General features: G+C 40.4%; 21 protein-coding genes. 6 read left to right on the plus strand and 15 right to left on the minus strand.

Features of this window, described 5'->3' with window-relative positions; translation table 11 throughout:
• Nucleotides 1–54: 54 nt before the first annotated feature.
• Both LI951_RS05895 and hemC read right to left on the minus strand, forming a co-directional pair.
• Nucleotides 55–741, minus strand: a complete 687-nt coding sequence (locus tag LI951_RS05895; protein ID WP_202066749.1) for a uroporphyrinogen-III synthase — start codon at nucleotides 739–741, stop codon at nucleotides 55–57.
• The gene (gene hemC / locus LI951_RS05900) at nucleotides 742–1,647 is read right to left on the minus strand and encodes a hydroxymethylbilane synthase (RefSeq protein WP_229441585.1); all 906 of its coding nucleotides are present in this window, start codon (nucleotides 1,645–1,647) and stop codon (nucleotides 742–744) included.
• 116 nt (nucleotides 1,648–1,763) lie between these two features.
• Here hemC and LI951_RS15375 point away from each other — a divergent pair, with 116 nt between their 5' ends.
• The gene (locus LI951_RS15375; protein ID WP_420705919.1) at nucleotides 1,764–2,411 is read left to right on the plus strand and encodes a hypothetical protein; all 648 of its coding nucleotides are present in this window, start codon (nucleotides 1,764–1,766) and stop codon (nucleotides 2,409–2,411) included.
• 4 nt (nucleotides 2,412–2,415) lie between these two features.
• On the opposite strand, the gene LI951_RS05910 is transcribed toward LI951_RS15375, so the two are convergent.
• From LI951_RS05910 to LI951_RS05955, 10 genes are all read right to left on the minus strand, one after another.
• The gene (locus LI951_RS05910) at nucleotides 2,416–3,198 is read right to left on the minus strand and encodes a formate/nitrite transporter family protein (protein ID WP_202066746.1); all 783 of its coding nucleotides are present in this window, start codon (nucleotides 3,196–3,198) and stop codon (nucleotides 2,416–2,418) included.
• Nucleotides 3,199–3,418: 220 nt separating this feature from the next.
• On the minus strand, nucleotides 3,419–4,384 hold the full coding sequence (cobA, locus tag LI951_RS05915) for a uroporphyrinogen-III C-methyltransferase (protein WP_229441587.1): 966 nt from the start codon (nucleotides 4,382–4,384) through the stop codon (nucleotides 3,419–3,421).
• Nucleotides 4,385–4,693 carry a nitrite reductase small subunit NirD gene (gene nirD / locus LI951_RS05920; RefSeq protein ID WP_202066744.1) on the minus strand — a complete coding sequence of 103 codons (309 nt, stop codon included), beginning with the start codon at nucleotides 4,691–4,693 and terminating at the stop codon, nucleotides 4,385–4,387. It abuts the gene before it with no gap.
• Between the two features lies 1 nt (nucleotide 4,694).
• On the minus strand, nucleotides 4,695–7,097 hold the full coding sequence (nirB, locus tag LI951_RS05925; protein WP_229441588.1) for a nitrite reductase large subunit NirB: 2,403 nt from the start codon (nucleotides 7,095–7,097) through the stop codon (nucleotides 4,695–4,697).
• Nucleotides 7,098–7,561: 464 nt separating this feature from the next.
• Complete coding sequence (locus tag LI951_RS05930) at nucleotides 7,562–7,717, minus strand: hypothetical protein (protein ID WP_229441589.1); 156 nt, start codon at nucleotides 7,715–7,717, stop codon at nucleotides 7,562–7,564.
• Between the two features lie 121 nt (nucleotides 7,718–7,838).
• On the minus strand, nucleotides 7,839–8,282 hold the full coding sequence (locus LI951_RS05935) for a precorrin-2 dehydrogenase/sirohydrochlorin ferrochelatase family protein (RefSeq protein WP_229441590.1): 444 nt from the start codon (nucleotides 8,280–8,282) through the stop codon (nucleotides 7,839–7,841).
• Nucleotides 8,263–9,006: a sirohydrochlorin chelatase gene (locus tag LI951_RS05940; RefSeq protein WP_229441591.1), complete on the minus strand. Its 744-nt coding sequence runs from the start codon at nucleotides 9,004–9,006 to the stop codon at nucleotides 8,263–8,265. Before LI951_RS05940 ends, LI951_RS05935 begins: the two co-directional genes overlap by 20 nt.
• 11 nt (nucleotides 9,007–9,017) lie before the next feature.
• Nucleotides 9,018–9,662: a response regulator gene (locus LI951_RS05945; RefSeq protein ID WP_202066739.1), complete on the minus strand. Its 645-nt coding sequence runs from the start codon at nucleotides 9,660–9,662 to the stop codon at nucleotides 9,018–9,020.
• On the minus strand, nucleotides 9,640–10,680 hold the full coding sequence (locus LI951_RS05950; protein ID WP_229441592.1) for a sensor histidine kinase: 1,041 nt from the start codon (nucleotides 10,678–10,680) through the stop codon (nucleotides 9,640–9,642). Before LI951_RS05950 ends, LI951_RS05945 begins: the two co-directional genes overlap by 23 nt.
• A gap of 1 nt (nucleotide 10,681) precedes the next feature.
• Nucleotides 10,682–11,116, minus strand: coding sequence for a GAF domain-containing protein (locus LI951_RS05955; RefSeq protein ID WP_229441593.1), 435 nt, complete (start codon nucleotides 11,114–11,116; stop codon nucleotides 10,682–10,684).
• 107 nt (nucleotides 11,117–11,223) lie between these two features.
• On the opposite strand from LI951_RS05955, the gene LI951_RS05960 reads away from it, so the two are divergent.
• The 4 genes from LI951_RS05960 (at nucleotide 11,224) to LI951_RS05975 (ending at nucleotide 17,020) form a co-directional block, all read left to right on the plus strand.
• The gene (locus LI951_RS05960; protein WP_229441594.1) at nucleotides 11,224–12,714 is read left to right on the plus strand and encodes an amino acid permease; all 1,491 of its coding nucleotides are present in this window, start codon (nucleotides 11,224–11,226) and stop codon (nucleotides 12,712–12,714) included.
• A gap of 311 nt (nucleotides 12,715–13,025) precedes the next feature.
• A complete protein-coding gene (locus tag LI951_RS05965; RefSeq protein ID WP_202066735.1) occupies nucleotides 13,026–13,784 on the plus strand; it encodes a MurR/RpiR family transcriptional regulator in 759 nt (252 codons plus the stop codon).
• A 283-nt stretch (nucleotides 13,785–14,067) separates the two neighbouring features.
• Complete coding sequence (locus tag LI951_RS05970; RefSeq protein WP_202066734.1) at nucleotides 14,068–15,396, plus strand: PTS sugar transporter subunit IIC; 1,329 nt, start codon at nucleotides 14,068–14,070, stop codon at nucleotides 15,394–15,396.
• A 193-nt stretch (nucleotides 15,397–15,589) separates the two neighbouring features.
• Nucleotides 15,590–17,020, plus strand: coding sequence for a 6-phospho-beta-glucosidase (locus LI951_RS05975; RefSeq protein ID WP_229441595.1), 1,431 nt, complete (start codon nucleotides 15,590–15,592; stop codon nucleotides 17,018–17,020).
• A 140-nt stretch (nucleotides 17,021–17,160) separates the two neighbouring features.
• On the opposite strand, the gene LI951_RS05980 is transcribed toward LI951_RS05975, so the two are convergent.
• The gene (locus LI951_RS05980; RefSeq protein WP_229441596.1) at nucleotides 17,161–19,383 is read right to left on the minus strand and encodes an ATP-binding cassette domain-containing protein; all 2,223 of its coding nucleotides are present in this window, start codon (nucleotides 19,381–19,383) and stop codon (nucleotides 17,161–17,163) included.
• 160 nt (nucleotides 19,384–19,543) lie between these two features.
• On the opposite strand from LI951_RS05980, the gene LI951_RS05985 reads away from it, so the two are divergent.
• Entirely contained in the window at nucleotides 19,544–20,275 is a 732-nt protein-coding gene (locus tag LI951_RS05985; RefSeq protein ID WP_202066731.1) for a MerR family transcriptional regulator, read from the plus strand.
• Nucleotides 20,276–20,456: 181 nt separating this feature from the next.
• Here the strand turns inward: LI951_RS05985 and LI951_RS05990 are convergent, their stop codons facing one another.
• A complete protein-coding gene (locus tag LI951_RS05990) occupies nucleotides 20,457–21,293 on the minus strand; it encodes a hypothetical protein (RefSeq protein ID WP_229441597.1) in 837 nt (278 codons plus the stop codon).
• Nucleotides 21,294–21,486: 193 nt separating this feature from the next.
• Nucleotides 21,487–21,993: a DNA-3-methyladenine glycosylase I gene (locus tag LI951_RS05995; RefSeq protein WP_229441598.1), complete on the minus strand. Its 507-nt coding sequence runs from the start codon at nucleotides 21,991–21,993 to the stop codon at nucleotides 21,487–21,489.
• Between the last annotated feature and the right edge of the window lie 741 nt (nucleotides 21,994–22,734).

Here is a 22,734-nt window from a genome sequence, read left to right on the forward strand (position 1 = left end):
TCCTTTTTAATGAATTTCAACTTTCATTATACAGTAGAACATGCTGATAACCGACTATCTAATCTCAGCATTAAAACCGTCTTTATGAATTGCTGCCTGAGTTGTCTGACCCACACAATAGAAATGAAGTTCCCTGTTGAAATTGATTTCCTTGCAAGTTTCATAGAATCGAGTCCAAAGAGAAGGACTGGTAAAATAAACTGCTGACAATTCCGGATCATCCAGATAGACTTTCAACTGCTGACGTGCTGATTCCGAGAATACATTGTCATACAGGGTAAAAGTGAAAAGCTCATGCCCATCTTTCAACAACAACTCTTCACCGATCGCATTAGCAAGGCTGCTTTTAGGATAAACAATTTTAACTGGTTCTTCTGAACAATCTGCTATCCATTGCTTAAACATACTTTTCTTCGCTTGAACAATCGATTGAAAAACAGGTTCAATCCCTGCTTCTCTTAACGCATTTGCTGTTTTTTCTCCAATTACTGCGAATTTCTTAATCTGAAAAACAGAAAGAAGTTTTTGTTCCTTCAATAATTTAATAAAAAAAGCTGCACTGTGCTGACTAGTCAAAAAGACCCACTCCGCATCAATCAATTTTTTTATTTGTTTCTCTTCAATCAGCCGCGGTCTCAGCCTCATCAAAGGAATTTCCATACATGTATAGTGTTGTTGTTGAAAATACAGTTTGTCGTCTATATTGTCTTCAGGTAAACGGGTCAAAAGAATTTTTCTCATCTATTCACTGTCCCCAAGTTCTTTCAACAGCTCTTCTCCCAGCTTCCTGCCGGCACCGGTAATTTCATCAACGATAAGACTTTTCTGAACAGAATGCTGCTGCGTTTTATCTCCCAAAAAACCGAACATCTGATAACCAATTGCTATTTTCCGCGTATATGCACCCACAGGCAGCTCGCAGTTTCCATTCAGCACACGAAGAAATGCACGCTCTTCTGTTACGAGCTTGCGATTTTCCTGATCATCAATGACCTTTAAGAAATCAATCATTTCCTGATCCTTCGCGCGACATTCCACAGCTAATGCGCCTTGACCTACTGCAGGGATACACTCTTCCACCAGCAGCTCCTGATACGCATACTCGGACTGTTCAAACCAGTCTAAGCGATCCAATCCAGCTGATGCTAAAACAATCGCATCCAGTTTCTGTTCCTCCATTTTCTTCAGTCGGGTTCCGACATTTCCACGAATAGATTCAACTTGTATGCCGGTTTTCAAATGCCGCATCTGAAAGTCTCTTCTCAGACTGCTGGTGCCTATTCTGGCATTTGCCGGCAGCTCAGAAATACTTTGAACTCTGCGGAAAATCAGACAGTCCGTTGGTTTTCCTCGTTTAGGCAATGCAGCCAGCGTCAAGCCCTCTGCCATCACCGCCGGCATATCCTTTAAACTGTGAACCGCAAAATCGATCTCTTCTGCCACCAAAGCATTCTCCACTTCATTTATAAAAAGACCTTTCCCGCCGATTTTAGATAAACTGACAGAAAGCAAACGATCCCCTGTGGTAACCATGGGAACAATGTCAATTTGAAACTCTCCGTGTACTGCTTTAAGTAGTTCAATAATAATTTCTGTCTGCTTCATAGCCAGCGGGCTATTGCGGGTTCCTACACGAACTGTTCTCATGATTTAGTCTCTTCCTTTTTCTACATTTACTCTTATCATACTAGGACCTATCCAAAAATTCTAGCCGCAGGTCTTTTCGAAAAAATAGATATGGGCTAGTTCTATTTAAAGAAGGAATGTTGCCGTATCCCACGTATTGTCATACACATACAGTATTTGCTCCTGCGATTACTCGTCGCATGAAGACTTTTGCTCCTGCGATTACTCGTCGCATGAAGACTTTTGCTCCTGCGATTTCTCGTCGCATGAAGACCTTTGCTCCTGCGATTACTCGTCGCATGAAGACTTTTGCTCCTGCGATTACTCGTCGCATGAAGACCTTTGCTCCTGCGATTACTCGTCGCATGAAGACCTTTGCTCCTGCGATTTCTCGTCGCATGAAGACCTTTGCTCCTGCGATTTCTCGTCGCATGAAGACCTTTGCTCCTGCGATTTCTCGTCGCATGAAGACCTTTGCTCCTGCGATTACTCGTCGCATGAAGACCTTTGCTCCTGCGATTTCTCGTCGCATGAAGACCTTTGCTCCTGCGATTTCTCGTCGCATAAAGACATCTGCTCCTGTGATTTCTCGTCGCATGAAGACCTTTGCTCCTGCGATTTCTCGTCGCATAAAGACATCTGCTCCTGCGATTTCTCGTCGCACAAAAAGATTGCTCCTGCGGTTTCTCGTCGTATGGAGAAGCTTCGGCACAACCTCAATTATATGGACAAGCAAAACGTGCAACCTCTTTAGAAGCTGCACGTTAGCTGCGCTACACAAGTAACTCCCTAATTTGAAAGCTTTCGTGTACCCACTTTATATGCAAGAAAATACATGCCGGCGATAAAAATTCCGCCGCCTGCTAAATTTCCGAAATAAACACTGACCATATTTTTACCAAACTCTGCCCATGTATTTCCTCCAAGAATAATCCCCATCGGAATCAGAAACATATTCGCAACAACGTGCTGATAGCCGCAAATGACAAAGCCCATAATTGGCAGAAAAATCCCTACAATTTTCCCAATAAAATCTTTCGCTGCGAACTGTAGATAAACAGCTGTACTTACTAGAATATTACAGGCAATCCCTGATAAAAACCCTTGTAATAAGGTGTCTTTTGTTCGCCCCAGGGAAACCTGAATTGCACGTTCTGCAAAATCGCCTTGAAGTGCACCACTGAGATAGCCAAAGAAATACGCAACAAACAGCGACCCAATTAAATTGAACACCGTCACAATGACAATATTTCTCAGCCATTCTTTACCGCTGATTTTTTTTGCAAAAAGAGCCATGGAAACGACCATCATGTTCCCCGTAACCAGCTCTCCGCCTGCCAACAGCAGACAGATTAACCCAAAAGGAAAAACAGCTGCCCCAATAACATTTACCAAAGACCCCCATTCGCTCGGCATTGTCCCCATTGTCCGAATCATGGCAACTCCTGCAATAGCTATGAACATTCCTGCTAAAAACCCTAACACTGCTAATGTCAAAAAGCTGCCTCGTGCCTTTTGTATTCCTTTTTCTATTGTGAAATCTACAATTTCCGGTGGTTGAAGTGACCCCATACTCTATCTCCTTTTCTTTGTGAATATTCATTCCTGTGAGCAGACCACAAACAGGGAACTGTCCAAAAAATTTAGATTCCTCGTTCATCTTTAAGCATGCCCCAGCTGTTCAATCTTTTCATTACTCTTTATGCAGTCTCAAACTCACTGTACTGCTGCTCTTCGTTCTCTCGCTGTCCCCTATATCAGCGAGAGAGTAGAGCTCTCCCGTCAAAACTATTTATAAATACTGTAAGTGTTTCTTATTTATTTCGGTTACTTGTTTACTTAAATAAACCACTTCATCAAATGTATAATCCTTTAGATATTGTCGGTCTACTTCATCAAAACGCTGGTCTCTTTCTTCACCGACCTGAACTGCATAGACATCAGCACCTTGCTCTGTGTACTCAAGGATTGTTTCAAAACAGATTTTCTTTGTGTCTACTAGCAGCAGTCTTTTACCGAATAGTGGTTTTTGTTCAAACCAGTCCGGACCCTTCCGTTCAGAAACTACATTTCCCACAACAATCATCGAGGGATTTTTGACTTGATTCTGAGCAATACAGTCAATCATCTGAAGGATATTCGTCGTAAAGGTACGTTGTCTTCCCATTGTTCCCCATTCAATAATAGCAACAGGCAATTCCGCAGAAACATTTTGTTCCATCAGCTTTTGCTGTGTTTCAGCAGCATATTCCACCCCCATATATAGGCAGACAGTCCCTTTTTCCGTTAGACCTTTAAAGTCCAGCTGCTCTCCCTGTTTGCGATGAGCAGTGACAAATGTTACTTTACTGCTGTGTTCTCTGTGTGTCAGTGAGATGCCGCTGTAGCTGCTGGCAGCCGAAGCGGCTGTTATTCCGGGGACAACTTCGTAAACCGCTCCCTGTTCTCTGAGAACAGCGATTTCTTCTCCCACACGGCCGAATATACTTGGATCGCCGCCTTTCAAACGTACAATTAACTGATCCTTCCGGCATTCTTCCTTCAACAGCTCATTAATATTTTTCTGCTTCAATACATGATTTTTTGGATATTTTCCGCTAAAAATGAATCGTGCTTCCTCTTTAGCCAAATGCAGAAATATTGGATGAACCAGACGGTCATAAATGATGACATCTGCTGTTTCCAGCAGTCTTTTGCCTTTTAGAGTCAGTAATTCCGGATCTCCTGAACCGGCACCTACAAAATAAACTTTCCCCATCTAGTCCACCATAACGTAGACTTTATCGCCTTCAACCATTGTTTCAAATGTACGTACACAGCCTTCATCAGGGTCCTGTACAATCCCGTCATTTAGAGAAATTTTGTAGTCATGCAATGGACAGAAGACAAAATCACCAGACACAATCCCTTCAGCAAGCGGTCCCTGTTTATGGGGACAGACATTCTCTATTGCTTTCACACGGTCATCACTTAAACGATAGACCGCAATCTTTTGATCTCCAATCAGAACTTCTCTTCCGATTCGCGGTACCAGTTCACTTAAAGAGGCTACAAATATTTTTTCCATTTTATGCTCTCCCTACTGTATACATTTCATTTTGTAATTCCTGACTGTTGACAACTTCTTCCCAAGGATTACCTCGACGTCCTGCAACAGCTTCATCTAAACGTACAATCAGCTCTTTCCGATGCTCGGCATCCAACAGAACTTCTTTTACTGTTTCAAAGCCCAGACGATCAATCCACGGAGCAGTCCGTTCTGCATAGACACCTGTTTCTCTATAATATTGCAGCATCGCACCGCAGATTTCGATTACTTCCTCTTCTGTTTCTGCAGTCGTCAGCAGCTGTGCTTCTTTTATTTCTGTTCCGCCGTTTCCGCCAATATAAATCTGGAAGCCATTCTCAACACCAATAATTCCAAAGTCTTTCACGCCGCTTTCGACACAGCTTCTTGGACAAGCTGAAACACCCATTTTAAATTTATGCGGCGTATCAATAAATTCAAACCGCTGCTCCAGTTTAATTCCCAAGCCTAGTGAGTCTTGTGTTCCAAATCGGCAGAAATTCGCTCCTACGCATGTTTTAACAGAACGAACTGCTTTGGCGTAAGCTGCGGCGGCTGTCATATCCAGTTCTTCCCAAATCTTCGGCATATCTTCTTTCTTCACTCCGAATAGACCAATCCGCTGACTTCCTGTAATTTTCACCATCGGAACATTATATTTTTCAGCAACTTTGGCAATCAAAATCAGCTGCTGCGGATCTGTCTTTCCTCCACGCATTCTTGGTATCACCGAATAAGTTCCATCATTTTGAATATTTCCATACATCCGCTCATTGACATATCTGGACTCTCGTTCATCCTCATGCTCTTTCGGCCAAGCAACATTTAAATAGAAATTAATCGCAGGACGACATTTGGGACAGCCCTCTGCATTAGTGAAATCAAGTTCTTTGTAAACTTCTTCTGAAGAAGTCAGATGTTTTGCATGGATTTGAGTCACAATCTGATCCCTTGTTAATGGCGTACAGCTGCAGATTCCAGTCGGTGCACTCACTATTTCTCCGCCAAGTGTATGTTCCAGTACAGCACCAATAACAGTTTTACATTTTCCACAGGAACCGCCGGCTTTTGTATACTTTGTCACATCTGCCACAGAGGTCAGTTCCTTTTCATTAATGGCATTAACAATCGTTCCTTTTGTTACCCCATTACAGCCGCAGATCATCTCGTCATCTGACCATTCCCCAACATCCGTACTTGCTTCTTCTCCTGCCATATGCAGTAGTGAAACCGGTGTATAGCCATCAATGATCTCTTTTTTTCTAAGAATATTGTAATAACGGTTTCCTTCTGCTGTATCGCCATACAATACAACTCCGACTACTTGATTTTCTCTGATAAAGATCTTTTTGTAGGTGAAATTAATCCCGTCAAATGCTTCGATACTGTTTACGCCTTCACACTCTTTAATCTCACCAGCTGAATAAAGGTCACAGCCCGAAACTTTCAGAGAGGTAAAGGTAGTACTGCCCTGATACGGCTTTGTTTCTCTGTTAGTTAAAACATCCGCCAGAACCTTTCCTTGCTCAAACAAAGGTGCCACCAAGCCATAAACCAGTCCGTTATGTTCCACACACTCTCCCACTGCATAAATATGTGTATTACTGGTGTGCATAAAGTCATTAACCAAAATCCCGCGGTTGATATCCAGTCCGGCAGTTCTTGCCAGAGTCACTTCCGGACGAATCCCTACAGACATCACGATCAAATCTGTTTCAATTGTTGTTCCATCACTGAATGTCATTCCAGTTACACGATCTGTTCCAAGAATTTTTTCTGTCCGTTTCTCCATTAAAAATTTCAAACCTTGCTTCTCAAGGTCTGCCTTAAGCATTTCTCCGGCTTTGGCATCCAGCTGTGTCTCCATCAGCCATTTCTCCAAATGGACAACAGTCACATCCATTCCCTGATCAACCAAACCTTTTGCTGCCTCCAGTCCTAACAGCCCGCCGCCGATAACAACTGCCTTTTTAAAGCTTTTGGCGGCATCCAACATTGCTTCTGTATCATCAATTGTTCGGAAACCGACAACTCCGGGCAATGTTGAGCCCTCTACCGGCAGGATGAACGCTCTTGAGCCTGTAGCAAGAATACATTTATCATAAAAAATTTCTTTTCCTGACTGCGTTGTCGCACATTTATTTTCCGCATCCAGTTTAACAGCCGGATCATGATTAATCAGCTGAATCTGATTTTCTTCATACCAGGTTAAAGGATTTGTAATTATCTCATCTACCGTCATTTTTTTCTGAAGGACATTGGAAAGCATAATTCGATTATAGTTCGGGTAACTCTCCTCCCCTATAATCGTAACCTCGTATTTATCTGGGTCTCTTTCTAGAATTTCTTCAATCGTACGGACGCCAGCCATCCCATTACCAATCAACAGAAGCTTTTCTTTCATTTGTGTGTTCCTCCCAATTGTGATCATTTGAACAATCTATTTTTTAGCATAACAATCTATTTTCTTTTTGACTATTAGGGAATTTCCTAATAAATCAAGCATAAAGAAAGAGAGTGGGACAGAAATAAAAGTTCCCAACTCTCTTCGGAAATAAATCGAACTATACTAAAAATCTTGGAAGCTCCAAGAAAGGACCAATCAACATCTATTCATTCCATCGAATAGTATTTTGAATCTACCCATTATTCACTAAAAATCCCATTATATCAGTAGTTACAGAAGCTGTTTTCTAAACAAATGAAATACGCTTCGAAATGCTGTTAGTTCAATGATTCTCTGTATTTGTTTCTAAAATTTTGGGTAAATTCAAAAATAGTATCTCTTGATAAATTTCGGATTGTCCGCCTTATTGCATCGAAGAATGAAGTAATTCGATATTTTCTCGCATAAGTGCTCATCACAATTTAGAGCTTACAAGCGGCGAGCGTACCTACTCTTGCTCCTGCGATTACTCGTCGCATAAAGACATTTGCTCCTGCGATTTCTCGTCGCATAAAGACATTTGCTCCTGCGATTTCTCGTCGCATAAAGACATTTGCTCCTGCGATTTCTCGTCGCATAAAGACATTTGCTCCTGCGATTTCTCGTCACATGAGGAAGCTTTGTCACAACTTCAACCTTTTCCTTTATTTTTTGAGCAAAACGCCCCTAAGATTAAGAATCATTTCACATAGCTTTGTCTCATTGTTTGCTTTCCTTCTCTAAAAATTCCTTCAAATGATTTTTTACTTGCTTAATGTTCGCAGGAGATTTTCCAAAGCTGGATAACGCAATAAGAACTTCTTCATTTTCAATCACTGCCATGTTAAAAAAATCACTATTTTTCTTTTGACTGCAATCATTCACCCATTGCCAATCCTCTGCATCATCAACGATCCTTTGGTTAACCGCCTTTGAATCAGTACATGCGAAAATCAACTGTGCTTCCTTTAGCTGTTCTTTTTGATAAGAAGCTTTAATCAGCTCAATCTCTTCCAGTAGTTGGAATTCTTCTTTAATTTCCAGAGCAATGACAGTTGGTCTGCCCCCAGCTGCAAGCAAGTGCTCTACTTTCCTTAAAGCAATAGTTCCACCGCCGATTACAACAATCTTTTTATTCGTTAGATCAATCATTATTGGGTACATAAAGCGCCTCACGAACAATTTTTTCCAAATCATCAAGAATCCTGTGATCAAATTCCAGTGTCGGTGTAATTATGAAAGTATGATTCGGAAACTCTTTGGTCAGACGTTCCTTCAGCAGATGAATCAGATGTCCGTCAAATAAAAAGAACGGAACAATAATCAACTGAGAATATTTTTGCAATAATCCGTAAATTTGCTCAATATAATCTTCCTGTCCTTTTAGACTCATGGCTGTAACAGGCAATTCTGTCTTTTCTTGCAGTTCCCCTGCAATCTCTTCCAACATCTTTTGAGGTTCTTCCGTTCTTTTTGTCCCGTGAGCTAGAAGGACACCTGCAGTATCTTTGGGCTTGCACTCTGCTCTCGCCTGAATAAAGCGTTCCAATAAAATCTGACGGCTGCCTTCTTTATCTCCAAAGGTTTCTGTCTGCTCAATGTCAATTCCCGGATATTTTTTCTGAACTTTTTTTGTTTCCATCGGAATATCCACTAACGCATGTCTGGCAGCAAACAGCAAAACAGGAACGATCACTATTCGGTCTGCACCCTTTTCAATCAACTGTTCAATCTGCCGCTGAATTGTCCATGGATGATTTTCAAGAAACGCTGCCTCTTGAAGAGCCACCTCATTCAGCCGATTCTTCAGCTGCTGAACAAAATCCATCGCTGCTTTATTCTTTTCTTCTTTCTGACTACCATGAAACACATATACTATCCCATTCATTCCCCTTCACCTCACAAATCAATCAGCTGATGCTTTATACTATACTGCAACAACTCAGAAAAAGTTTCAACCTTCAGTTTTTTCATTAAATTAGACTTATGCACTTCCACTGTTTTTACAGAGATAAACAAGCGCTCTGCAATCTCCTTATTGCTGTACCCCAAAGAAACTAACGGTAATACCTCCCGCTCTCTCTTGGACAATCGTTCATATAACTGCTCCTGCTCTTTCGCAGGTTCGCTCAGCCACTTCTGAGGATCCGCAATGTTAAATATGGGATCAATGACATGCTCTCCTGTCATGACTTTTCGAAGAGCCGCCAACAGCGCTTCATCTGAGGAGCTTTTCAAAATATATCCCCATGCTCCATACTCCAGCGCTTTTCTTAAATATTCTTCTTCGTCATGCATACTCAGAATCACTACTTTTATTTTTGGAAAGCGCTCACTGATCCGCTGGGTTGTCTGCAATCCATTTTCTCCCGGCGGCATCCGAACATCCATCAACACAATATCAACTGGATGCTGATCCAGCAATAAAAATGTTTCTGTGCCGTCTGCTGCATCCCCGACAACCTGAATTTCCGGATCTGATTCCAACAGGAGGCGCAATCCGCTTCGAACCACCGCATGATCATCTGCTATTATTATATTCATAGGTTCCTCCCTGTTTGATAGGCAGCATCAGCACAACTGTTGTTCCTTTCTCTATTTCACTTTGTATGTTTAATATTCCGCCAACAGATTCGGCACGTTCCCGCATATGCAGCAGCCCCAGGCCCCCAGATGTTTCTTTCCTAATGCCCGCAATTGAGAAGCCTTTCCCATGGTCCCTAACCTCCAAATGAAGCAGGTTCTCCCGGTCATGCAGCATAACCCAGATTTCATCAACTTCTGCATACTTAATGCTGTTCATCAGACTTTCCTGCAAGACTCTGTATGTCACTGTCTCGACCTTATCTGAAAAACGCTGCTGTCCCAAAACTGGAATAAAATGAATCATCACACCCGTAGTTTCCATCAACCGCTGCAGCAAAGCTTCAATTGCCGGAATCAACCCCAGATCATCCAGTGCTGTTGGTCGAAGGTCAATGGCAAGCTGCTTCACTTCACGTAACAGCTCTACAAAATCCTTATCAATTTCACTGATCTTATACAGCTGCTCTTCTTTCTGATTTAGACGTTTCAACAGTCTGACATCCAGCATCAGACTGTATATACTTTGTGCCAGACCATCATGAAGTTCCTGAGAAATTGCTTTTCTTTCGGTTTCATGCGCCTGATTGACATATTCAATTAAACGCTTATTTTCAATTACCTGACGCAGCTTGTCCTGAGCATCTGCGCGTCTGAGACTCAACAGCTCGACCTCATCAGATACCTCAGTCAAACTGCCGCTGAAATGCTCCTGACGACCGTCTTTTGTTTCCAAAATAAGCGGGAATACTTCTTTGGTCCAGTTTTCCTTCACTTCACAGTTCAGACAGTTTTCCATCGTAGTATGCAGCATACAGCCTTTTCCATTTGCAATCTCAATAATTTTTTGCAGTGGAACCTTCATCTGCTTCTCCAATTCAACAGCTGCTTTATTTCTTTTGATTTCACCTGAGCGAAAAAGTAAATACAATCCATCCGCAGCTGACAAGAATATGTCTTCAAATATTTTCTTTTCCATCCTATTCCTCCAACAATGGTATCAGCTCTTCTGCTTTATCTTCGACACTTTTTAATTGATCCATTTCCATCACATTAGGGGTCCGAGAACCAAACAGTAAAACCCCCTGTACTCTTCCATTTTTGAGAATTGGTGCTGCAACTGCAGTTTCAAGCTTTTCCATTCTGGCAATCGGCAACTCCAACAGATTTTTTGGATTTCTCTGCAGCTCTGAAGCCTGATAGCTTCGACCCGTTCGCCATACGATTCCTGCGATGCCCTTACCAACCTGAAGGCGGATTCTCCGGTAATTTTCATTGGTATTTCCTGAAACATATGCCCAATGAATCGTTCGGCTGTTTGTCCCTTCATTTACTTTTGACAAAGCAATTCCGATAAAATCAACATGCAGCTGCTTCCTCATGTTATCAATCTCCGCTTGTATCTGAACAGACATTTTCATACTCCTATTCCCTATTTTTTTTAAAAGTACTTGTTTTATTCATTAAACTTTTTTATGCTGAAATCATTAAACCTATCTATAAAAATAAAGGAAACCTTTCTATGACTAAATACAGACAAATTCTCAGTTCCAAACGATTAGTGATGATTATCACAACCACAGTTTTTTCTTTTTCCAGTCTGACAACTGCATTCTTCCTTATGGGTATGAGTGCCCTGCCTTATTTTATTTGGGCGGCTGTTTTTTATTTTATCCCATATGCTCTTATTATATCAGAATTTACATCCGTTTATAAAAATGATTCCGGCGGCTTGTATCACTGGCTGTCTGATTGTTTATCCGAGAAAACCGCATTTATTGCTGCTTTTTTATGGTACTGCAGTTATTTTGTCTGGATGATCAGTTTATTTATGAAACTATGGATACCTCTGTCGCTTCTATTTGTCGGGAAAGATCTTACAAAGGAAGCGAGCCCTGTCTCATTTTTCAGCACAACACAGCTGATTGGTCTGCTTTCCATATTTGCGGTTTGCTGCACATTGGCACTCAGCAGCCGCGGCTTCAAGCCAATCACCAGACTTTTAGTTATCAGCAGCACCTTGATGTGCCTGCTGGTTTTCATCAGCTTCAGCAGTAATTTGCTTCTTCAGCTTTTGCAGCCTGATCAAATTATTCCCCACCTGCAGACCAGTGCACAAAAGTCTGTTTCTGCTCAAGGAGGGTCTGTTCTTTCCAAACTCAGCTTTATGATTTTTGCCATTACTGCTTTTGGCGGTCTGGATACTATTGCCAGTATGGTAGATAAAACTGGGAGTGAGAAGAAAAAATTTCCCCGTCTTGTTATTATCAGCAGCGTACTGATTGTTCTTTGCTATTTTACAGGTATTTTTTTGTGGAGCGGCGCAATGGACTGGCAAAAGCTCCAACAGGACCCAACTCTCCATTTAGGAAATCTAATGTACAGCCTGATGAATACTTCAGGGCAGCAGTTGGCCAATGCTTTAGGTGGATCTTCTGAAACAGCAGTTTGGACAGGACAGCTTTTTAGTCGTCTGACTGCTCTAACTCTGCTCCTATCTTATATTGGACTGCTTTCTTCAATTTTTTATCTGCCTTTGCGGGTTTTGGTTGAAGGAACCCCCGATCATTACTGGCCTCTATGGATGCGAAAGAAAAACAGTCAGGAAATGCCGACAAATGCCCTATTTATTCAAGGTCTTCTAATCAGTTTATTTATTCTGGCCGTCACATGGGGGAATTCTTACGTCTCCGTGCTTTACAATCAACTGACCATGATGACGAACATTTCAAGAGCACTGCCTTATCTGCTTGTTGCTCTTGCTTATCCGGCTTTCAAAAAAAGATATGCAAAACAATCAGATATACTGCACGTACATCCGAAACTGCTGCCCATTATTATCAGCCGAAGCGTAGTACTGACCATCACTCTGTCCATTCTTTCTCAGTTGTATGTTCCGCTAATGGAAAAAAATTACAGCCAGACACTCAGTTTGGCAATGGGCCCATTGATTTTTTCTCTGATTGGTTCCATTCTCTATCAACGCTTCTTCAATAAGAAACTAGCTGAATAGAGAAAACAGGTCTTCAACTTTCAGTATGTAACAGGCTTCCATTGGAAATGTCTGACTTGCAGATGCATTTTTCTCTCAAAAAAATGCATCTGAGAAATTTTATTTTGTAGGTCCCATTTATGCAGATTTTTTAAGATATACCCACGATGAACTTAAAATTGTTAATTTTCAAAAAGCGGTATTTCAATTCTTTTACTAATTGAAATACCGCTTTTTTATATTATTTTTAGTTTTCTCTATTAACTATCGCTATACGTTTTTCCTTTTGTATTGTAAACTGAAAAGGACGTTATATAGGGAGGGGAACTGCTTTGTTTGATTTGGAAAAAATTCAATCATTAAATGATTTGGAATTGATTGTCTATCAATATATCATTGAACATCTGGAACAGATTCCTAAACTGACTATTCGCGAACTTTCAGCAAAATGCCATGTTTCAACCTCAACTATTTTAAGATTTTGTACCAAAATGGACTTTGAAGGGTTTTCTGAATTAAAATTTGCTGTAAAGAAAGCAAACAACGAACCAAGTGAATTTGAAGATTATTATGCTTCTGCAGTACATGTAGATTCGTTTCTCAAAAAAATCAATCGCGAGACTTACCAGGAAACCTTCAAACCGGCAGTTGACCTGATTTTAAACGCCCGTCATGTTGTCTTTATTGGTTTGGGTACCAGCGGTGTTTTAGGCGGCTACGGCAGCCGGTATTTTGCCAATATTGGAATCAATGCCTATAGCGTAGGCGATCCATTTACACCTATTCCACCAAGGGGATTTGAGAGTACACTGGTTGTGGTTTTGTCTGTTTCCGGTGAAACCTCTGAACTGATTAAAATGGTATTGGATTTCAAAAAATCCAATGCACATATTTTAAGTATTACTAATGATGAAACATCAACAATTGCGCGACTGGCAGATTACAATATTTCCTATTATATGCCGGACGAAAAATCTGCTTATGCAGATCCATATATTAATCTGACCACTCAAATTCCGGTTATTGCTTTAATTGAGCTGCTTGCTCATCAGGCTGGAAAACAGCTTTCAGCACAAGCTGCGGATAAATAACTATCCTGGTTAAAATGAACAGTTTCATCCCTTAACTATTTGATTTCTTGTTTCAGAGCTTATGAAAAGCAGATATTAAAATGTTGGTTTACCGGCGTTTTAAGTCTGCTTTGTTTTTTTGGACGGAACATGTTTCTCAAAGAAGAAAATCTATATATTTTTTTCATCTGATCTCTTATAGTTATCTTGTAAACGTATTCAGTCAATCGGGGTATTTTATTTCTGAATACACACTACGAACTTATTTTTCTACATGATTAATTTTTAGAGGAGATGAATTAGAATGAATGAATGGATGAACGACAAAATCCTTCCACCCGTACTAAAATTTGTTAACACAAAACCAATTACTGCTTTAAGAAACGGTATGCTGTACACCATGCCATTTACGATCGTCGGTTCTATTTTCCTGCTTCTTGCCAATATCCCTTATGAACCGGCAGCGAACTGGGTAACTGAATCTGGTTTGGGCGTCTATTTTAATCAGGCATTTGGTGCATCTTTTGCTATTATGGCTGTTTTTGCCGTTATCGGTATTGCTTATTCCTATGTTAAAGCGGAAGGCTTTGAAGGTCTTCCTGCCGGTATGATCGGTTTAGTCATCTTTATTCTGTTTATGGCTGCTGAAGTGACCGATGCAGAAAGCGGCGCGACCATTGGCAATATTATTGACAAAACCTGGACTGGCGGTCAGGGAATGATCACCTCCATTATTGTTGGTTTAGTTGTCGGCTGGGTATACAGCTGGTTCCTGCGTCATGACATCCGAATCAAGCTGCCTGAACAGGTTCCTGAAAATGTGGCAAACTCATTTACAGCACTGATTCCTGCTGCAGCATTAATCACTGGTGCAATGCTGATTTATATTTTCTTTGATAAAGTATTCAGCACAACATTCTTTGACTTTATTTACGACATTCTGCAGTCACCGCTTCAAGGGGTAACAGATACGCTTGGCGGAGCATTGATTATCGGTTTCCTTGTTCCATTTTTCTGGTTTTTTGGTGTCCATGGTTCAACTATCGTTGGTGGGATCATGGAGCCGATTTTACAGGCAAACTCCTTGGAAAACACGGAAATCCTGAAGGCCGGTAAAGCACTGACCATTGAAAATGGCGGACATATCGTGACAAAACAGTTTATGGATCAGTTCCAGACTGTTACAGGTGCCGGTATGACGATTGGATTAGTTGTCTTCATGGTATTCTTTGCAAAATCAGCTCAGTTCAAACAGCTTGGTCGTCTATCACTCGCGCCGGCAATTTTCGGTATCAATGAGCCTATTACTTTTGCAACACCAATTGTTATGAACCCAATCATGATGATTCCGTTCATTTTAACACCTGTTATTTCTTCTATCATTACGTATTTTGCCTTGTATACCGGGTTGGTACCGCTTTTCACAGCTGTTCAGGTTCCATGGACAACACCAGCCATTCTTTCCGGCTTACTTGTCGGCGGCTGGCGGACAGCATTACTGCAGGCGTTTGTCCTGGTACTTGGCTTCTTCATCTACCTGCCGTTTGCAAGAAAGATGGATGCAATTAACTATGCTCAGGAAACAAATCAACCCATTGAAGAAAGTATTTTAGAAAAAATTGAAGCACAATAATTCTTAAGCACAGGAAGAGGTTGTAACTGCCCTTCTAAATACAGATAAATGCTGGGACAGAAGCCGCTCATACGCTGACTTATCGCAGAAGAATTTTTCCTGCCTGCAGTTTTCGGCGCAGATAATCTCACACAAGCGCTTCTGTTCCAGATTTTCTATTATCATACACTAACAATTGAAAAGGACGATGATTATGTCAATTTTAAAAAAGAACTTTCTATGGGGCGGCGCAGTCGCCGCCCATCAGCTGGAAGGCGGCTGGGATCAGGGGGGGAAAGGCATCAGCGTCGCAGATGTATTGACAGTCGGTGCACACGGGACACCCAGAAAAATTACAGATGGTGTTATTCCAGGTGAAAATTATCCAAACCATGAGGCAATTGATTTTTATCACCGCTACAAGGAAGATGTGAAACTGTTTGCTGAGCTTGGCTTGAACTGCTTTCGAACCTCCATTGCCTGGAGCAGAATTTTTCCAAACGGCGATGAAGAAACACCAAATGAAGAAGGTCTGCAATTTTATGATGACTTATTTGATGAATGTTTGAACTATGGAATTGAACCGATCATTACCCTCTCTCATTTCGAAATGCCTTATCATTTGGTAACAGAATACGGCGGCTGGCGCAGTCGTAAGCTGATTGATTTTTTTACCCGGTTTGCTGAGGTCTGCTTTGAACGTTACAAAGATAAAGTAACCTACTGGATGACATTCAATGAAATCAACAACCAAACAAATTTTGAAGAAGACTTTTTTCCATTTACAAATTCAGGAATCAAATATACGGAAAAAGATAACCGGGAAGAAATCATGTATCAGGCTGCCCACTATGAATTAGTTGCCAGTGCAGAAGCCGTAAAAATAGGGCACCAAATCAAACCTGATCTGCAAATCGGCTGTATGACAGCTATGGTTCCCATCTATCCTTATTCCTGTTCACCAGATGACATGATGGCTTCAGTCAGTGCCATGCAGAAAAGATACTGGTTTACAGATGTTCATGTACGCGGTCATTATCCAAGTACCATCGAACGTTATTTGGATCGCAAAGGCTATCGGCTGGATATCACCTCCAAAGACTTGGATACTTTGGCTGAAGGCTGTGTAGATTACATCGGTTTCAGCTACTATATGTCGTTTGCAGTAAAGGGAGAAAATAAAGCCCCTGCATTTGATTACAACGAATCAAAAGATCTGGTCAGAAATCCTTATGTCGAAGCATCTGACTGGGGGTGGCAAATTGATCCTCAAGGTCTCCGTTATGCCATGAACTGGCTTAATGACCGATATGAATTGCCTTTATTTATCGTTGAAAACGGCTTTGGCGCAATAGACGAACTTCTACCTGCTCAAACTGTGGATGATCAGTATCGTATTGATTATCTTAAAGCACATATTGAAGCGATGAAAGAAGCTGTGGCATACGATGGAGTTGATCTGATCGGCTATACGCCGTGGGGCTTTATTGATCTTGTTTCAGCAGGGACCGGTGAAATGAAAAAGCGTTATGGTTTCATTTATGTTGATAAAAATAATGATGGCAGCGGCTCAATGAATCGGTATAAGAAAAAATCATTCGACTGGTATCAGGAAGTTATTAAATCCAATGGTGAAAAACTATAAATCTCAGCTTTATTATCTCAACTAAAAGAATAGATAAAATTAGATTCCGTTCAAAAAAGAAGAAACATGAGCTTGTTTATGAAATCTCATGTTTCTTCTTTTCCAAATTTTGACTATTTATTATTCAGTATCTTTTTTATTTACAAGTATTTTCCTGTCAGTGAACTAGTTTCACTAATATCCGCAGGTTTCCCTTCAAAAACAATCTGTCCGCCCCGATCCCCTCCATCAGGTCCTATATCTACAATCCAGTCTGCCTGTCGAATAATATCTACATGGTGTTCAATCACAACTACTGTATTTCCTTGGTCCACGAGATGGTTCATAATTTTCATAATTTGTTCGATATCCGAAAGATGCAGCCCAGTCGAAGGTTCATCTAAAATATAAATACTGCCTTGTTTGTAAAACTCACTTGCCAGCTTCATCCGCTGGCATTCTCCTCCAGATAAGGTGCTCATCGGCTGACCAATCGCTAAATAATCCAACCCTACCTGCGACATTGCCTTCAGCTTTTTAACTATCCCAGCAGTATTGAAAAAATTCAAGCTTTCTTCTACTGTCAAAGCAAGTACTTCATTAATCGTAAGGTCCTGATATCGGTAGCTCAGCACTTCCTGCTTAAATCTTTTACCTTCACAGACTGGGCACTCCAACTTTACAGCATCCATAAATGCAAGATTCGTTTCAATGTATCCCTGCCCTTTACAGTTCTCACAAGCTCCTGTGGAATTGTAGCTGAATAATGAAGGAGAGACACTGTTTACCTGACCAAACAATTTTCTTATGGCATCCATAATCCCAATATATGTAGCAGGATTCGAGCGGGAATTTGTCTGCGCAGCAGCTTGGTCAATGACAATAGCTTCTGGAAATTGAGCAAGAAAAGATTCTCTAACCAATGTGCTTTTCCCTGATCCGGCTACTCCTGTGATCAGACTCAATGTTTTTTTGGGAATATTTAATGAAATATTTTTCAGATTATGCCTAGAAGAGGTCCTCCCCTGATAAAAATCAACAGCCTCCCTCGGCTCCTGATTGATAGGCACCTGATTTTTCAGAAAAGTTCCTGTCAGAGTATTTGAGTTCAGCAACTCACCATAACTTCCAGTGAACATAATTTCTCCTCCATGCTTTCCTGCATGAGGTCCCACTTCTATGACCTGATCAGCAATCTTAATCACATCCGGATCATGCTCTATCACAATGACTGTGTTTCCCTTATCCCTTAGCTTAATCAGCAGCTCATTCAGCCGATGAACATCTCTTGGATGCAAACCAATACTCGGCTCATCAAATATATACAGCAAGTCAACCAGACTATTGTTCAAATGCTTTACCATTTTCACTCGTTGAGATTCTCCTCCAGATAACGTCGCTGTCTCCCGATCCAGACTTAAATAGCCTAACCCAATATCAACCAAATTTCCGACTTTTTCCTGTAGACCGCGTAAAATAGGCAGCGCCTGCGGCAACTCGAATGTTTCAAGTACTGACTGTAGTTCATTTAGCTGAAAAGCAGTCAGATCAGCAATAGAATATCCGGCTACTTGAACCTGTAACGCTTTCTGTGATAATCTTTTTCCTTCACATACAGGACAAATCGTTTCATGTGTATATTCATTTAAAACTTTCTGTGCTCGTGCAGTCAATTCCCCTTCTTTCATAAGATAGAGACGATTAAACTTGATGACAAGACCTTCATAGCTGGAATTCACACCATCAATTTTAACTTTAAGATCCTGACCATACAACAGAAGCTCCAGTTCCTCCGAAGTATATTCTTTAATCTTTTTATTTACATCGAACAATCCCGAATCAAGATAACTTTTCATATACCATTCTGTGTTTTTAAATGGCGGAAAAATAATGGCTCCTTCTGCCAATGACTGTTCCCGGTCCAAAAGCTTATTTTCATCCACTTCCACTTTCCTTCCGAGCCCCTGACATTCCCTGCACATCCCTTCTTTGTCATTAAAGGAAAAATGATTAGCTGTTCCAATACTTGGCTGACCTACTCTTGAAAATAATACTCTCAATAAAGAATTGATATCCGTAATTGTTCCCAGCGTTGAGCGGGAATTCCCACCCAGTCTTTTTTGATCAATTACAACCGAAGTCGATAAATTCTCAATGGAATCTACATTGGGCTCCTTGTATTTTGGTAAAAAAGAGCGAACAAATGCACTGAAGGTTTCATTCAGCTGTCTTTGCGATTCGCTTGCAATTGTCTCAAATACAATCGATGACTTTCCTGAACCAGATACTCCTGTAAAAACAGTTATTTTTCTCTTCGGGATAACGACATCCACATTCTTTAAGTTATTTTCTCTTGCACCGGTAATTCGCAGATATTCTATCATATCGCGTCCTCCTTCAATTGTTTATTTTCAATGCTACACTCTGCTTTTTATAGCAGCAACCCTATCATAACACTTTAATGCAAATTCTAAAGTTTTGTTTTAAAAAGCCCTTTATTATAATATACTTATACTAAAAGTTTAGCATAGAGAGGAGTTTATAATGAATTATCGTCCAATTGATATTGCAAAAAAACTAAATATAAGCACCAGTCTGCTGCGACATTATGAAAAATACGGACTGTTTCCTAAACCTGATCGTTCTGCAAGCGGCTATCGTATCTATACAGAAACAAGCTTGCACTTCTTGAAAGCCGTTCGAACATGTACTCTTGCTTATGGTTATCAAATGACTAAAGAAATGACAGCTCTTGTTGAAAAAAGAAAATATATTCAATTATTTTGGCTGATTAATGATGCACAGTTTAAATTGCATCAACAAAAGCATATTACTGAGCAGACTTTGGCATTGCTTCATGAAGAAGAAAGTCATGTGATTACACACATGCCTAAAAAAGGCTGGATCAGCATTGGGGAAGCAGCCGAACGTTTGTCTGTTACTGAAACAACGATCCGTCACTGGTCTAAAGAAGGGCTCATCCAAATACCCAGAGATGTTGAAAGCAATTATCGACAATTTGATGAACAAGCATTAAGAAGACTTCTGATCATCCGGCTGATTCGATCATCAATCTGGTCACTGGACACAGTCAGAGAAATACTGAATACATTCAATGCTGATACACCAGCAGAGCTGATCAAATTGGCAGAGCAGTCCCTTCAGGCACTGAATAAGGGACTGGAGCGTCAATTCATCGCTCAAAACTATTTGTATCAGCTGATTACCTTTTTAACCCCCGAGTACTTTATTGATTTTCCCGGAATGGAATTCTAGGACCTAAGAGAGGTTAATAGTAAGAGGTAGTTTCTTTTTAAACCAAATGATAGACAACGAACTTTTAGAAAGTACAACAAAACGAAAAGCAAAGTCTCTTAGGAGTCCTTCGCTTTCCGTTTTATACTTAAAAAATTTTGGGACTGCTTTTAACAGTGAGCCGCTTGTCTAAAATCAATATCTATTCCCAAATAATCGGTACGACACAATTTGTCACGGCATCAAAATTTCCGTCCTGAGAGCTGGCGCTGAAAGTAAATTGAATCGTTGTTGTTTCTTCTTCGATATTGCTTATAGTTATTTTCTGATCTTCCAATGTTAGCTGTGCTTCTCCAATAGCCCCAGCCTCTTCATCAGCCTCCCATAGAGTTGCTTCAACTCCACATGTACCATCAAACTGAGTAGAGTAAGTAACTGGATGTCTCATATTAAATGTTTTAGTCGTTCTATCAACATACACTGCAGGAAATTCAACCCTTCCATAACCAACAGCAGTTACCCTTTCTAAATTCTCTAAATCAGAAAGCGGACTGAAATCAAAAACAGAACCATAATAACCTAAGTGAAGTGTCTTTAAATTTTTCAGTTCTCCAAAGGGCGTAATGTCTACCGGAGTACTTCTTCCCGGTTCAAAAGAATAACAGAAAAATTGCTCTAAGCTATCCATCCCGCTAATCGGGCGAAAATCAACCACATATAAATCGGTACTTGCTGTATATGATAAACTCGTCACATTTTTAGCAAATTGAAGTCCTTCCAAAGAACTTACATTACTGGCACTCAATTGTTCCAGCCGCTCCATTTGGCTAACTGTTGGAAGCTCATTTTCAACGGGCTCTTCTTCCCCAGTTTCAGGATTCCATTTCACTTGTTCAACAATCTCTGACCTAAGATTATCATCCGGAATATACACCTTCCGTTCATTTGCCGTTGTGCTTTGCCCCAAGATTAGTCCAAGTGCAAGAATTGCTGCTCCTCCCAGTAAAGATAATAATACTGTTTTTACACTTTTCTTCATTTCAAATCCCTCTCCTTTACAACAAGATAATTTAATCATATCATTAAAAGCTGTAAAGTGAATAAATGTTTCGATATTCATTACAAAAATCGTTAAATTCTATCGGAAACAATCTGTAAATACGAGAGGAAAATAAAAAGGTATGAACACAAGAAATATTTGTACTTCTGCATTTTATACCCAGTCTTTACATCTATACAGCTGCTTCATCCTTTATTATTCCTGCAGCCTTCAAAAACATACAGGTTACTACCGGTCCTACAAAGGAAAAACCTCTTTTCTTCATGTCCTTTGCAATCGTTGTTGCCTCTGGAAGTACATTAGGAATCTCTTCCTCTGATTTATAGTTTTTTACAACAGGAACTCCGCCAACAAAATCCCACAAATACTCTGAAAAGCTGTCGTACTCCTCCAGCAGTCTGACGATTGCACGTGCATTTTGTATCACTGCCTTTATCTTTCTTGGATTCCGGATCATATCAGGATCTTTTGCAATACGCTCAACATCATCTGGAAAGAAAGCAGCAACCTGTCGAAAATCCATCTCACAAAAATTTCGCATCAGCACATCTTTTTTCCCAGCCGCGGCCTGCCAGCTCAAGCCCGCTTGAAAGACACCCACTGTTAATAATAAAAAGAGCTCCTGATCATTTTTCCCCGGCTTTCCCCATTGATCGCTGTACCATTGATATTTTTTCATTACTCCTGCCTCCTCTTAAATCCAACGTGTTCCAGTGTAGTTGGATATTTTATACATCACAAATATTGAATTTTTTTCTCCGACTTTCAGTTTTTATTATTGTATCATATTCATTATTTTCACCTAGTATAATAATGTACGCAAAAACTGAGGAAACATTTTTAATAGACTTCAAATAGATTGAATACGAGCTTCATCTGTTTTTTCAGTTTCCTAAACAGGAACAAATCTGCCAATACGTTTTCCTCAGCATATCTAATAACCATATTCATGTATTTTTTAGGTACCCTTTAATCAGAATATAGCTGATCTGTCTTTTTATAAGTAACTACTTTTGATTCTTTATTCTTGGTATCTCTTTGAATCGCTCACCCGCTTCTTTTTGTTGAAAATAAGTCAGAAGCTCTTTTCACTCCCTTAATCTGAACCTGTCAGCTATCTTCTTTAAAATAAACCCTAACATTATCATTCAAAAGAGCCTGATTGATTTTTTCATCGTTGTACTTATTCTGTTTTTTTAGGATACACCTCTTTTTCAAATTTTTTCTTTTCAGAATCAGATGAATTTCCCAGCCGCTCTCTCGCCTATAAAATGGCAATTGGAATCACCCAATCTTCCAGATAAGCTTCTACCAAAGAGCATTACTAATGGTTATAGTCTTTTTCCACAGTAGTGGTTCAAAAATTCGGATCGTCCTTTGGCCCATAGCATTACTACTCATCTCCTCTTCTATCAAGCAA

It is taken from the genome of Enterococcus sp. BWT-B8 (assembly GCF_020567625.1).
Lineage (GTDB): Bacteria > Bacillota > Bacilli > Lactobacillales > Enterococcaceae > Enterococcus_L.